General features: G+C 71.3%; 13 protein-coding genes. All 13 read left to right on the top strand.

Annotated features, from left to right (window positions below):
- The first annotated feature begins 479 nt into the window (after positions 1-479).
- Entirely contained in the window at positions 480-1,769 is a 1,290-nt protein-coding gene (locus tag ACFV5H_RS34965) for a GAF domain-containing protein (protein ID WP_385198779.1), read from the top strand.
- Positions 1,770-1,967: 198 nt separating this feature from the next.
- Positions 1,968-3,239, top strand: a complete 1,272-nt coding sequence (locus ACFV5H_RS34960) for a hypothetical protein (protein ID WP_385055140.1) — start codon at positions 1,968-1,970, stop codon at positions 3,237-3,239.
- 63 nt (positions 3,240-3,302) lie between these two features.
- Positions 3,303-3,875: a GNAT family N-acetyltransferase gene (locus ACFV5H_RS34955; RefSeq protein WP_385055143.1), complete on the top strand. Its 573-nt coding sequence runs from the start codon at positions 3,303-3,305 to the stop codon at positions 3,873-3,875.
- A gap of 127 nt (positions 3,876-4,002) precedes the next feature.
- Positions 4,003-4,086 carry a putative leader peptide gene (locus ACFV5H_RS34950; RefSeq protein ID WP_310591794.1) on the top strand — a complete coding sequence of 28 codons (84 nt, stop codon included), beginning with the start codon at positions 4,003-4,005 and terminating at the stop codon, positions 4,084-4,086.
- Positions 4,087-4,268: 182 nt separating this feature from the next.
- Positions 4,269-5,984: a nitrite/sulfite reductase gene (locus ACFV5H_RS34945; RefSeq protein ID WP_385198777.1), complete on the top strand. Its 1,716-nt coding sequence runs from the start codon at positions 4,269-4,271 to the stop codon at positions 5,982-5,984.
- Complete coding sequence (locus ACFV5H_RS34940; protein WP_385055148.1) at positions 5,981-6,196, top strand: hypothetical protein; 216 nt, start codon at positions 5,981-5,983, stop codon at positions 6,194-6,196. Before ACFV5H_RS34945 ends, ACFV5H_RS34940 begins: the two co-directional genes overlap by 4 nt.
- A complete protein-coding gene (locus tag ACFV5H_RS34935; RefSeq protein ID WP_385055151.1) occupies positions 6,193-6,903 on the top strand; it encodes a phosphoadenylyl-sulfate reductase in 711 nt (236 codons plus the stop codon). Before ACFV5H_RS34940 ends, ACFV5H_RS34935 begins: the two co-directional genes overlap by 4 nt.
- A gap of 1 nt (position 6,904) precedes the next feature.
- Positions 6,905-7,474, top strand: a complete 570-nt coding sequence (gene cysC / locus ACFV5H_RS34930) for an adenylyl-sulfate kinase (RefSeq protein ID WP_385055154.1) — start codon at positions 6,905-6,907, stop codon at positions 7,472-7,474.
- The gene (cysD, locus tag ACFV5H_RS34925) at positions 7,471-8,406 is read left to right on the top strand and encodes a sulfate adenylyltransferase subunit CysD (protein ID WP_385055156.1); all 936 of its coding nucleotides are present in this window, start codon (positions 7,471-7,473) and stop codon (positions 8,404-8,406) included. Before cysC ends, cysD begins: the two co-directional genes overlap by 4 nt.
- A gap of 2 nt (positions 8,407-8,408) precedes the next feature.
- On the top strand, positions 8,409-9,743 hold the full coding sequence (locus tag ACFV5H_RS34920; RefSeq protein ID WP_385055159.1) for a sulfate adenylyltransferase subunit 1: 1,335 nt from the start codon (positions 8,409-8,411) through the stop codon (positions 9,741-9,743).
- A gap of 229 nt (positions 9,744-9,972) precedes the next feature.
- Entirely contained in the window at positions 9,973-11,076 is a 1,104-nt protein-coding gene (locus tag ACFV5H_RS34915; protein WP_385198775.1) for an aliphatic sulfonate ABC transporter substrate-binding protein, read from the top strand.
- 36 nt (positions 11,077-11,112) lie between these two features.
- The gene (locus ACFV5H_RS34910; RefSeq protein WP_385198773.1) at positions 11,113-11,901 is read left to right on the top strand and encodes an ABC transporter ATP-binding protein; all 789 of its coding nucleotides are present in this window, start codon (positions 11,113-11,115) and stop codon (positions 11,899-11,901) included.
- Positions 11,888-12,784, top strand: coding sequence for an ABC transporter permease (locus ACFV5H_RS34905; protein ID WP_385198771.1), 897 nt, complete (start codon positions 11,888-11,890; stop codon positions 12,782-12,784). Before ACFV5H_RS34910 ends, ACFV5H_RS34905 begins: the two co-directional genes overlap by 14 nt.
- Positions 12,785-12,790: the final 6 nt, after the last annotated feature.

Genomic DNA, 12,790 nt, shown 5'->3' with positions numbered 1-12,790 from the left:
CCCGCGAAATCCCGGCCAAGGACGCCGGCCCAAGGGGCGCGGGGAACTGCGCGACCAGCCACCCCGGCCCGGCAGCCGCCGACGCACATCGAGCCACACCCCGTACCGCGCACACCGGCCCCGCGAAATCCCGGCCAAGGACGCCGGCCCAAGGGGCGCGGGGAACTGCGCGACCAGCCACCCCGGCCCGGCAGCCGCCGACGCACATCGAGCCGCACCCCGTGCCGCGCACACCGTCAAGCTGCCGCAGGCATGACGCGGGGGTGGTGCTGCGCCGACACGGCACCACCCCCGCCGCACAGGCCCCTTACGAGCCGTGGACGCCGCTCGGGACGGCGTCGCTCAAGTTTCAAGCAGTCGGGGGCTCTCCACCAGGGTTGCAAGGGGTTGCAACTTGTTGCTGCCGTGGCCGTACCCAGCGTCTGTGCCGCGGGCAGACGGCAGTATGAGTCCCGACAGCCTTATCTCCGGGAGGACCGGTGGCGCTCTCGCCGATGGACATGACGCGGCTGGCCGCCGTCGACACGGCGCGTGCGGCGCGGGTGCTCGACGAGGTCCGCTCCGCCACGCTCTCCGGGCAGCGTACGCCCGTGGCTCCCCGCCCGGTGATCGGGCAGTCCTGGGAGCGGATGCTGCGCAGTGGCGTGGACCCTGACCACGACTTCCGCAGCGGGCTGCTGTCCTGGGAGGAGGTGCAGCGGCGGCGGGAGTCGTCGCCGCTGCGGCAGGTGCTGCCGGTGCTGCGGGAGGGGCTGCTGTCGGTCGCGGACGTCGCCCGTCACATCATGGTGGTGGCCGACGAGGAGGGCCGGGTGCTGTGGCGGGAGGGCAGCGCGCCGGTGCTGCGCAAGGCCGACGGGCTGGGTTTCGAGATCGGCGCGGACTGGCGCGAGGAGGTCGTCGGCACCAACGGGGTGGGAACGCCGGCGGTGACCCGGCGCCCCGTGCAGGTCTTCGCCGCCGAGCACTTCGTACGGTCGCACGCCACCTGGACGTGTGCCGGGGCACCGATCACCGATCCCCGCGACGGGCGGCTGATCGGCGTGGTGGATGTGAGCGGGCCGCTGGAGACGATGCACCCGGCCACGCTGGCGTGGGTCGACTCGGTGGCCAAGCTCGCCGAGGCGCGGCTGCGGGAGACGCATCTGCGGTCGCTGGAGCGGCTGCGCGCGGTGGCGGCCCCGGTGCTGGCCCGGATCGACGGACGGGCGCTGGTCGTGGACCGGCAGGGGTGGACGGCGGCGGTGACGGGGATGCCGTACACGGAGCGGCTGGCGCTGCCCAAGTCGGTGTCGGCGGGCATGCGGTGGCTGTCCGCGCTGGGCCGCTGCTCGCTGGAGCCGCTGGCCGGGGGCTGGCTGGTGCGGGCGGCGGACGAACCGGTGGCGCGTTCCTCGGCCCGGATCGTGCTGGACCTGAGGAAACCGCGCCGCTGGTCGGTGGAGGTGTCCGGCGGGGCGGGCTCCTGGACCCGGGAACTGAGCCCCCGGCACGCCGAGTTGCTGTACCTGCTGGCCGTGCACCGCGCGGGGCGCAGCGCCGCGGATCTCGCCCGGGACGTCTTCGGCGACCCGGGCCGTACGGTGACGGTCCGTGCGGAGATGTCCCGCGTGCGCCGCTATCTGGGCCCTCTCCTGGACCACCGCCCCTACCGCTTCACGGAGAGCGCCGAGGTGAGGACCCTCCTCCCGGACGACCCCCGCGATCTGTTCCCCCACTCGACGGCCCCGGCGCTGGGCCGCCGGCGGCGGCCGGGGCGGGAAGCCTGACTTCCGTCCGTCAAGACCGCGCGGGGTCGTACAGGTGTGCCCGGGGGCACCCTCGGAAGGTCGCTGTTTCGCATATTTGCAGGGTCTTCGGCTCCCGGGCCGTTCGGCTGCCGTAGCATCCGGGTACGGGCCACCCCAACTGCTCCACGGTCAACCCTCGGACCACCGGACGCAATTGGCTCGTCTCGGGAGGACGTCATGAAGCATCGCGGCAGACACCGCCGGCGCAGGCAGGGCAGGGCGCTGCGGGCGGCGCTGGCCGGGACCGCCCTCGCGCTGACCGCGGCCGCCACCATGATCAGCGCCTCCCAGGCCACCGACGCCGACGACCCCGGGGCGCTGAAGCCGCTCACCGCGTCCGCCGAGACCGCGCCGCTGCGGCTGACCGAGCACCACGTGCCGCGCGAGGAACTGGACCGGCTCTCCGACGGGATGGGCCGGCCGGTCGGTGTCGGCTCCGTGCTCGCCGACCCCGACGGCGCCCTGGGTGCCGCGGAGGACTGTACGGACGACGACCGGCGGGCCCTGCCGGTCGAGCCCGCCGCGACCCACGCGTACTGCTGGCCGGGCGCCGACACCGACGGCTGGCGGTCCGGCGCGGTCACCACTTCCGGGGACGCGGACGACGACGGCCGCTGGGGCGAGCACCGGGTGATCCTCTCCGGGTGGAGCCGCAGCACCGGCACGCCGGCCGAGGACGGTCTCGCCCGCGTCGCCTTCGTGGACGCCGGCGACCCGGACGACCTCCGCTACACCTGGGCCCTGCTGACCGTTCCGGTGGACGGCGGCCGCGACTACCGCGGGCTCGGCTCCGCCGTGTCCGGCATGGTCTGGTACCAGGACAAACTGCTGGTCACCGCGGGCCCGGCGGACGACAGCGCGCTGTACGTGTACGACCTGGACCGGGTCCAGCGGGCCACCGTGGACGGCACGTCGGTCGGGCGGGTGCCCGGCGGCTGGTCGGCGGCGGGAGCGCGGTACGTGCTGCCGGCCGTCGCCTCCTACCGGACGAGCACGGCCGACGCGCCCCGGCCGGACGGCATCTCCCTGGACCGCAGCACCGCACCCGACAGCCTGGTCACCCGCGAGGCGGTGCCCGCGGACGAGGACGGGCCGACCCGGCTGTGGCGGTACGCCCTCAGCACCGAACCGGAACGTGCGGGACTGCTCGACACGGACCCGGTCGGGGTGTACGAGACGGAGCTGACCGATGTGCGCAGCGTGCTGTCGTACCGGTCGGGCTGGTACCTGGGCCGGATGACCGGGACACCGGACGAGCGCGGCACGCTGTGGCGGCAGGACACGGACGGGGCCCGCCCCGTCCGCTGCGGCGCGGACGAGACCCACCGCTGCTGGAGCGGCCCGGCGGCGTCCCTGTCCTACTGGGAGGAGACCGGCGACGTGTGGTCCCAGTCCGGCCGGATGCTGTTCGCCCTGCCGCTGGCGTCCGTGGACCGGTCCCTGGACTAGGACCTGTCCGCACCCTGATCAGGCGTTCGACAGAAGCTCGTGCCGGATGGTTCCCTTTCGGGCATGACGACCATCTCCGTGACCACCTGGTCCCTGGAGCAGACCGCGCCCACCGATCTCCTTCCGGCCGCCGTGCCCGAGGGGGACGTGCGGGTCGTCCGCTCCGAGGTGCCCTCCCCCGAGTTCAGCCGCTTCCTGTACGCCTCGGTCGGCGGGGACATCCGCTGGACCGACCGGCTGGGCTGGACGTACGCGCGGTGGCTGGAGCACCTGGACCGGCCCGAGGTGGAGACCTGGGTCGCCTACGACCGGGGGACGCCGGCCGGGTACGTGGAGCTGGAGGCCCAGGAGGACGGGGCCGTCGAGATCGTCTACTTCGGGCTGCTGCCCGCCTTCCGGGGGCGGCGCATCGGCGGGCACCTGCTGTCGTACGGCACGGCCCGCGCCTGGGACCTGGCGGACCGCCGGCCGGAGCTGAAGCCGACCACGCGGGTGTGGCTGCACACCTGCAGCAAGGACGGTGAGCACGCCATGGACAACTACCGGCGCCGGGGCTTCACCCTGTTCGACACCAAGGTCGAGGACGAGCCGGAGGCACCGACGCCGGGCCCGTGGGCCGGGGCCTACCCCGTCTGACCAGCACGGACAAGACCGCCTGCGGCGCTTGTGACCAAGCACACCCTTGTCTCTCATTCCGAGACAAGGGTGTCCGCATTTTGGACGAAGCTGGACTGTGTCCAGATCGCCATGACACGCTTCCGTCATGTCTGGAACTGGAATCGCCTTGGTGAGTCGGCGGCACGTCGACCTCGGCCGCATGTCCAGCGCCATCTGTCCGGCGCGCTGAGAGCACCCGGCACCGCCCGACATCCCCTTCTTCGCCCCACTCCCCGCGCAATGACGCGCACTTGAATCCGTGCGCACATATACGCAGGTCAGAGCCTCCCTCCCGCCGCCCGACCAGCACCCCTCATCGACGGCGCCGCGCGCCGACACCATCCCATCGCTGTCCCGAAGGACGTATCAACCATGGCCGCCACCCCGCAGAACCCTGCCGCCGCGCAGCAGCCTGCCACCGCGACTCCCCGCCGCAAGGTGAGCCGTCACCGCGGAGAGGGACAGTGGGCCGTGGGTCACTTCACCCCGCTCAACGGCAACGAGCAGGTGAAGAAGGACGACGACGGTCTCAATGTGCGGACACGCATTGAGACGATCTACTCCAAGCGCGGTTTCGACTCGATCGACCCCGGTGACCTGCGCGGCCGGATGCGCTGGTGGGGTCTGTACACCCAGCGCAAGCAGGGCATCGACGGCGGGAAGACGGCCGTCCTGGAGCCGGAGGAGCTGGACGACAGCTACTTCATGCTGCGCGTCCGTATCGACGGCGGTGCGCTGACCACCGCGCAGTTGCGGGTCATCGGCGAGATCTCGCAGGAGTTCGCGCGCGGCACGGCCGACATCACCGACCGGCAGAACGTCCAATACCACTGGATCCGCATCGAGGACGTCCCCGAGATCTGGAACCGCCTGGAGGCCGTCGGTCTGTCCACGGTCACCGCCTGCGGCGACACGCCCCGCGTGATGATCGGCTCCCCCGTCGCGGGCATCGCCGAGGACGAGATCATCGACGGCACGCCGGCGCTGGAGGAGATGAAGCGCCGGGTCCTGAACAACCCGGCGTACTCGAACCTGCCTCGGAAGTTCAAGACCGCGATCTCCGGGTCGCCGGTGCTGGACGTGGTGCACGAGATCAACGACGTGGCCTTCGTCGGCGTCGAGCACCCCGAGCACGGGCCGGGCTTCGACCTGTGGGTCGGCGGCGGCCTGTCCACCAACCCCAAGCTGGGCGTGCGCCTGGGCGCCTGGGTGCCGATCGACGACGTGCCCGACGTCTACGAGGGCGTCATCTCGATCTTCCGTGACTACGGCTACCGGCGGCTGCGCAACCGCGCCCGCCTGAAGTTCTTGGTCGCCGACTGGGGGGCGGAGAAGTTCCGCCAGGTGCTGGAGGACGAGTACCTGAAGCGGAAGCTGACCGACGGCCCCGCACCCGCCGAGCCGACCAGCCGCTGGCGCGACCACATCGGCGTGCACCGGCAGAAGGACGGCCACTACTACGTCGGCTTCGCCCCGCGCGTCGGCCGCGTCGACGGCACGGTCCTGACCAAGATCGCCGACCTGGCGGAGACCCACGGCTCGGGCCGGGTGCGCACCACGGTCGAGCAGAAGATGATCGTCCTCGACGTCGAGGAGGGGCAGGTCGACTCCCTCGTCGAGTCCCTGGAGGCGCTGGACCTCACCGCCCGGCCCTCCACCTTCCGGCGCGGCACGATGGCCTGCACCGGCATCGAGTTCTGCAAGCTCGCCATCGTCGAGACCAAGGCGCGCGGCGCCTCGCTCATCGACGAGCTGGAGCGGCGCCTCCCGGAGTTCGACGAGCCCCTCACCATCAACCTCAACGGCTGCCCGAACGCCTGTGCCCGCATCCAGACCGCGGACATCGGTCTCAAGGGCCAACTGGTGCTGAACGCCGAGGGCGAGCAGGTCGAGGGCTACCAGGTGCACCTGGGCGGCGCGCTCGGCCTGGAGCCCGGCTTCGGCCGCAAGGTGCGCGGCCTGAAGGTCACGGCCGAGGAGCTGCCGGACTACGTGGAGCGCGTCCTCAAGCGCTACCAGGCCGAGCGCGAGGACGGCGAGCGCTTCGCCCGTTGGGTGGCCCGCGCCTCCGAGGAGGCCCTGTCGTGAGCGAGCGCGCCGCGCCGTTCCACTGCCCCTACTGCGGGGACGAGGACCTGCGTCCGGGGGAGCAGGGATGGGGGTCCCCCCGCGCGAGCGCAGCCGAGCGTGGGGGAGGGGCGTGGGAATGCGGCGCGTGCAACCGAGCCTTTCAGCTGAAGTTCCTCGGGCTGCTCGCCCGGGGACTTGAGCGATCCGACACGGGAGGGGACCGGACATGACCGCTGTTCAGGAAGAGCGCACCACCGAGGACCTGAAGGCACTGGCCGAGCAGGCGGGCCGGGACCTGGAGGACGCCTCCGCCCCGGAGATCCTCCGGTGGGCCGCCGAGACCTTCGGCAAGCGGTTCTGCGTGACCTCCTCGATGGAGGACGCGGTCGTCGCCCACCTCGCCTCCCGCGCGATGCCCGGAGTGGACGTGGTGTTCCTCGACACCGGCTACCACTTCCCGGAGACCATCGGCACCCGCGACGCGGTGGAGGCCGTGATGGACGTGAACGTCATCACGCTCACCCCGCGGCAGACGGTCGCCGAGCAGGACGCGGAGTACGGCCCGAAGCTGCACGACCGCGACCCCGACCTGTGCTGCAAGCTGCGCAAGGTCCGGCCGCTGGAGGAGGGCCTGAAGGGCTACGTGGCCTGGGCGACCGGCCTGCGCCGCGACGAGTCCCCGACCCGGGCGAACACCCCGGTCGTCGGCTGGGACGAGAAGCGGCGGAAGGTGAAGATCTCCCCCATCGCGAAGTGGTCACAGGAAGATGTGCAAACGTACGTCGACGAGCACGGCGTCCTCACGAATCCGCTGCTGATGGACGGCTACGCCTCCGTGGGCTGCGCGCCCTGCACCCGCCGGGTGCTGGAGGGCGAGGACGCCCGCGCCGGCCGCTGGGCGGGCCGCGCCAAGACCGAGTGCGGGCTGCACGGCTGACATGACGACGACCACCGAGATCCAGGAGAACCACGTGACGACCGGAGCCACCGTCTGGCTCACGGGTCTGCCGAGCGCAGGCAAGACCACCATCGCCCACGAGCTGGCGGGCCGGCTGCGCGAGCAGGGCCGCCGGGTCGAGGTGCTCGACGGCGACGAGATCCGCGAGTTCCTCTCCGCGGGCCTCGGCTTCACCCGCGAGGACCGGCACACCAACGTGCAGCGCATCGGCTTCGTCGCCGAACTGCTCGCCCGCAACGGCGTCATCGCGCTCGTCCCGGTCATCGCGCCCTACGCGGACAGCCGGGACGCGGTCCGCAAGCGGCACGGGACGAACGGCACGCCGTACGTCGAGGTGCATGTGGCGACCCCGGTCGAGGTGTGCTCCGTACGCGATGTGAAGGGCCTGTACGCCAAGCAGGCCGCGGGCGAACTCACCGGGCTGACCGGTGTGGACGACCCGTACGAGGAGCCCGAGACACCCGATCTGCGGATCGAGTCCCAGAACCAGACCGTGCAGGAGTCCGCGGCGTCGGTGCACGCCGCGCTCAGCGAAAGGGGACTGGCATGACGACCGTCGCCACCGTGAAGGAGGGCACGGACAGTCCGTACGCCCTCTCCCACCTGGACGCCCTCGAGTCCGAGGCGGTGCACATCTTCCGCGAGGTGGCGGGTGAGTTCGAGAAGCCGGTGATCCTGTTCTCCGGCGGCAAGGACTCCATCCTCATGCTGCACCTGGCGCTGAAGGCGTTCACCCCGGCGCCGGTCCCGTTCTCGCTGCTGCACGTCGACACCGGGCACAACTTCCCCGAGGTCCTCGACTACCGCGACCGCACGGTCGAGAAGCACGGGCTGCGGCTGCACGTCGCCTCCGTGCAGGACTACATCGACCGCGGGGTGCTCAAGGAGCGCCCGGACGGCACCCGCAACCCGCTGCAGACCGTGCCGCTCACCGAGAGGATCCAGAGCGAGAAGTTCGACGCCGTGTTCGGCGGCGGGCGCCGCGACGAGGAGAAGGCCCGCGCGAAGGAGCGGGTGTTCTCGCTGCGCGACGAGTTCTCCCAGTGGGACCCGCGCCGCCAGCGCCCCGAGCTGTGGAACCTGTACAACGGCCGGCACGCCCCCGGTGAGCACGTCCGCGTGTTCCCGCTGTCCAACTGGACCGAGCTGGACGTGTGGCAGTACATCGCCCGCGAGGGCATCGAGCTGCCGGAGATCTACTACGCGCACGAGCGCGAGGTGTTCGCCCGCAACGGCATGTGGCTGACCGCCGGTGAGTGGGGCGGCCCGAAGGGCGGCGAGACCGTCGAGAAGCGGCTGGTGCGCTACCGCACGGTGGGCGACATGTCCTGCACCGGCGCGGTGGACTCCGACGCCGACACCATCGAGAAGGTGATCACCGAGATCGCCGCCTCCCGGCTCACCGAGCGCGGTGCCACCCGCGCCGACGACAAGCTCTCCGAGGCCGCGATGGAAGACCGCAAGCGCGAGGGGTACTTCTAAAAATGAGCACCATCACCACCGAGGAGCTCGCGGCCACCACGCTGCTGCGGTTCGCCACCGCCGGTTCCGTCGACGACGGCAAGTCCACCCTGGTGGGCCGGCTGCTGCACGACTCCAAGTCGGTCCTCACCGACCAGCTGGAGGCCGTGGAGCGGGCGTCGGCCAGCCGGGGCCAGGAGGCGCCCGACCTCGCGCTGCTCACCGACGGCCTGCGGGCCGAGCGGGAGCAGGGCATCACCATCGACGTGGCCTACCGCTACTTCGCCACGCCCCGGCGCCGGTTCATCCTCGCCGACACCCCGGGCCATGTGCAGTACACGCGGAACATGGTCACCGGCGCCTCCACGGCCGAGCTGACCGTGGTCCTGGTCGACGCCCGCAACGGTGTGGTCGAGCAGACCCGCCGGCACGCCGCCATCGCCGCCCTGCTGCGCGTCCCGCACGTCGTCCTCGCCGTCAACAAGATGGACCTGGTCGACTACCGGGAGTCCGTGTTCGCGGGAATCGCCGAGGAGTTCACGGCGTACGCGACCGAGCTGGGCGTCCCCGAGGTCACCGCGATCCCGATCTCGGCACTGGTCGGCGACAACGTGGTGGAGCCGTCCGCGCACATGGACTGGTACGGCGGCCCCACCGTGCTGGAGCACCTGGAGACCGTCCCGGTCAGCCACGACCTGGCGCACTGCCACGCCCGGCTGCCCGTGCAGTACGTGATACGGCCGCAGAGCGCCGAGCACCCCGACTACCGGGGCTACGCGGGCCAGATCGCCGCGGGCACGTTCCGGGTGGGCGACCCGGTGACCGTGCTGCCGTCCGGGCGGACGACGACGGTCACGGGGATCGACCTGCTGGGCGAGCCGGTCGACATCGCCTGGACGCCGCAGTCGGTGACGCTGCTGCTGGCCGACGACATCGACATCTCCCGCGGTGACCTGATCGTGCCCAGCAAGGACGCGCCGGCCACCTCGCAGGACGTCGAGGCCACCGTGTGCCATGTCGCCGACCAGCCGCTGACCGTCGGCCACCGGGTGCTGCTCAAGCACGGCACCCGCACCGTCAAGGCGATCGTGAAGGACATCCCGTCCCGGCTGACGCTGGACGACCTGTCGCTGCACCCGCACCCCGGCACCCTCAACGCCAACGACATCGGCCGGGTGAAGATCCGTACCGCCGAACCGCTGCCCGCCGACTCCTACGCGGACTCGCGGCGCACCGGTTCGTTCATCCTCATCGACCCCAGCGACGGCACCACGCTCACCGCCGGCATGGTCGGTGAGTCCTTCGCCGCACCGGAGCCCGTCAAGGACGGGACCGAGGACGACGGGTGGGACTTCTGAGCATGAACTCCACCGATTTCTACTCCGAGTTCGCGAAGGAGGGCGGCCGCGTCGGCAGCGGTGCTCTCGGCAGCGGGCAGGGCGGGGTCGACCGATGTGCGCGCTGACGTACGCGCACCGCTCGCGCGCCCTCACCCCCCACCGCCGTAGACGAAAACCTGCCGACTTCCCGGCCACGGCCTGAGAGACCAGGACCGTGACCGCCGGGCCTCCGAGAGGAACACCTCCCGTGCCTGCCACAACCGCCCTGCGCCGTACCCTCGCGGTCATAGCCACGCTCCCGCTGCTCACCCTGGCCGCCTGCGGCTACGGCTCCCAGGCCAAGGACGACGGCGCCGCGAAGGTCGCCGCCGGGGCGAAGAAGACCGACGGTCTCGACTCCGTCAGGATCGGCTACTTCGGCAACCTCACCCACGGCACCGCCCTGGTGGGCAACAAGAAGGGCCTGTTCCAGAAGGAACTGGGCGCCACCGAGGCGAAGTACGCGATCTTCAACGCGGGGCCGTCGGAGATCGAGGCCCTCAACTCCGGTTCCATCGACATCGGTTTCATCGGCCCCTCCCCGGCCATCAACGGCTACACCAAGTCCGGCGGCAAGAACCTGCGCATCATCGGCGGTTCGGCGTCCGGCGGGGTCAAGCTCGTGGTGAACCCGGACAAGGTGAAGTCCCTGAAGGACGTCGAGGGCAAGCGGATCGCGACCCCGCAGCTCGGCAACACCCAGGACGTGGCGTTCCTCAACTGGGTGGCCGAGCAGGGCTGGAAGGTCGACGCCCAGAGCGGCAAGGGCGACGTCACGGTCGTCCGCAGCGACAACAAGGTCACCCCGGACGCGTTCAAGGCCGGGTCGATCGACGGCGCCTGGGTGCCGGAGCCGACCGCGTCGAAGCTGGTCGCGCAGGGCGGCAAGGTGCTGCTGGACGAGGCGTCCCTGTGGCCGGACGAGAAGTTCGTGATCACGAACATCATCGTGCGCCAGGAGTTCCTGGAGAAGCACCCGAAGGCCGTCGAGGCGGTGCTGAAGGCGTCCGTCGAGACCAACAAGTGGATCAACGCCAACCCGGACGAGGCGAAGACCGTCGCCAACGAGCAGCTGGAGGCCGACTCCGGCAAGGCGCTGCCCGCCGAGGTGCTGGACCCGGCGTGGGAGTCGATCACGTTCATCGACGACCCGCTGGCCGCCACCCTCGACGCCCAGGCGGAGCACGCCGTCAAGGCGGGTCTGCTGGAGCAGCCGGACCTGAACGGCATCTACGACCTCACGCTGCTCAACGAGGTCCTGAAGGCCGCCGGTGAACCGGCCGTCGACGACGCCGGACTCGGCGCCAAGTAAGCCCGGATCACGAAGAGTTCCCAGGAGGTGACGACCATGGCCACGACCCTCGCCAAGGCCGCCGACGGCATCGGGGCGGCCACCCACGCCGCCCGCATCGAGCATGTCTCGAAGTCGTTCGCGGGCCCCGCCGGACAGCAGCTCGTGCTGGACGACATCAGCCTCGATGTCGCGCCCGGTGAGTTCGTCACCCTCCTGGGTGCCTCGGGCTGCGGCAAGTCCACGCTGCTCAACCTGGTCGCGGGGCTCGACCGCCCCACGGCCGGCACGATCGGCACGGACGGGCGGCCGGCCCTGATGTTCCAGGAGCACGCCCTCTTCCCGTGGCTGACCGCGGGCAAGAACATCGAACTCGCCCTGAAGCTGCGGGGCGTGCAGAAGAACGAGCGCCGCGAGCGGGCCGAGGAGCTGCTGGAGCTCGTCCGGCTGAAGGGCGCGCACGGCAAGCGGGTGCACGAGCTGTCCGGCGGTATGCGGCAGCGCGTGGCGCTGGCGCGGGCGATCGCCCAGGACAGCCGGCTGCTGCTGATGGACGAGCCGTTCGCGGCGCTGGACGCCATCACCCGGGACGTGCTGCACGACGAGCTGACCAGGATCTGGCGCGAGACGCAGCTCTCCGTCCTGTTCGTCACGCACAACGTGCGCGAGGCCGTGCGGCTCGCGCAGCGGGTGGTGCTGCTGTCCTCCCGTCCGGGCCGGATCGCCCGCGAGTGGACGGTGGGCATTCCGCATCCGCGCCGTATCGAGGACACCGCCGTGGCGGAACTGTCCGTCGAGATCACCGAAGAACTCCGTGGGGAGATCCGCCGTCATGGCCAGCACTGAGACGACCGCGAAGGACAAGGACGGGGGCGACCTCGCCGGTCTGGAGGCGGGCCTCGACGCACTGGAGACGGTGCAGACCGGACGCAAGCCGTTCCGGCAGACCTTCGTGGAGAAGATCCTGCCGCCCCTCATCGCCATCGCCCTGGTGCTGGCGGTGTGGCAGGCCCTGGTGTCGTTCAAGATCGTCGACGATCCGACCAAGCTGCCCTCGCCGGGCGCGGTGTGGGACGTCCTGCGTGAGGCGTGGCTCCAGGGCGAGCTGCTCGGCTACATCTGGACCAGCGTCTCGCGCGGTCTGCTCGGCTTCTTCTTCGCGCTGCTGATCGGCACCCCGCTGGGGCTGCTGGTGGCGCGGGTGAAGTTCGTGCGCGCGGCGATCGGGCCGATCCTGTCCGGTCTGCAGTCGCTGCCGTCGGTGGCGTGGGTGCCGCCGGCGGTGATCTGGCTGGGTCTGAACAACCAGATGATGTACGCCGTCATCCTGCTCGGCGCGGTCCCCTCGATCGCCAACGGCCTGGTCTCCGGCGTCGACCAGGTGCCCCCGCTGTTCCTGCGGGCCGGCCGGACGCTGGGCGCGACGGGGCTGAGGGGCACCTGGCACATCGTGCTGCCGGCCGCGCTGCCGGGCTATGTGGCGGGTCTGAAGCAGGGCTGGGCGTTCTCCTGGCGTTCGCTGATGGCCGCGGAGATCATCGCGTCCTTCCCGGACCTCGGCGTGGGCCTCGGCCAGCTCCTGGAGAACGGCCGCAACGCCAGCGACATGGCCATGGTCTTCGAGGCCATCCTGCTGATCCTGACCGTCGGTATCGCCATCGACCTGCTGATCTTCAGCCCGCTGGAGCGGTGGGTGCTGCGCAGCCGCGGTCTGCTGGTGAGGAGCTGAGGGACA

It is taken from the genome of Streptomyces sp. NPDC059787 (genome assembly GCF_042732315.1).
GTDB classification, from domain to species: domain Bacteria; phylum Actinomycetota; class Actinomycetes; order Streptomycetales; family Streptomycetaceae; genus Streptomyces; species Streptomyces atrovirens.
The sequence above is the reverse complement of the archived record's forward strand: the minus strand, read 5'-3'. Positions and strand labels throughout refer to the sequence as shown.

Bases quoted from the DNA above. Each gene is read 5' to 3' on its own strand.
- ACFV5H_RS34955 (WP_385055143.1), top strand. From the start codon at position 3,303: ATGACGACCATCTCCGTGACCACCTGGTCCCTGGAGCAGACCGCGCCC.
- ACFV5H_RS34935 (WP_385055151.1), top strand. From the start codon at position 6,193: ATGACCGCTGTTCAGGAAGAGCGCACCACCGAGGACCTGAAGGCACTG.
- ACFV5H_RS34910 (WP_385198773.1), top strand. From the start codon at position 11,113: ATGGCCACGACCCTCGCCAAGGCCGCCGACGGCATCGGGGCGGCCACC.
- ACFV5H_RS34960 (WP_385055140.1), top strand. From the start codon at position 1,968: ATGAAGCATCGCGGCAGACACCGCCGGCGCAGGCAGGGCAGGGCGCTG.
- ACFV5H_RS34950 (WP_310591794.1), top strand. From the start codon at position 4,003: ATGTCTGGAACTGGAATCGCCTTGGTGAGTCGGCGGCACGTCGACCTC.
- cysC (WP_385055154.1), top strand. From the start codon at position 6,905: ATGACGACGACCACCGAGATCCAGGAGAACCACGTGACGACCGGAGCC.
- ACFV5H_RS34945 (WP_385198777.1), top strand. From the start codon at position 4,269: ATGGCCGCCACCCCGCAGAACCCTGCCGCCGCGCAGCAGCCTGCCACC.
- ACFV5H_RS34920 (WP_385055159.1), top strand. From the start codon at position 8,409: ATGAGCACCATCACCACCGAGGAGCTCGCGGCCACCACGCTGCTGCGG.
- cysD (WP_385055156.1), top strand. From the start codon at position 7,471: ATGACGACCGTCGCCACCGTGAAGGAGGGCACGGACAGTCCGTACGCC.
- ACFV5H_RS34905 (WP_385198771.1), top strand. From the start codon at position 11,888: ATGGCCAGCACTGAGACGACCGCGAAGGACAAGGACGGGGGCGACCTC.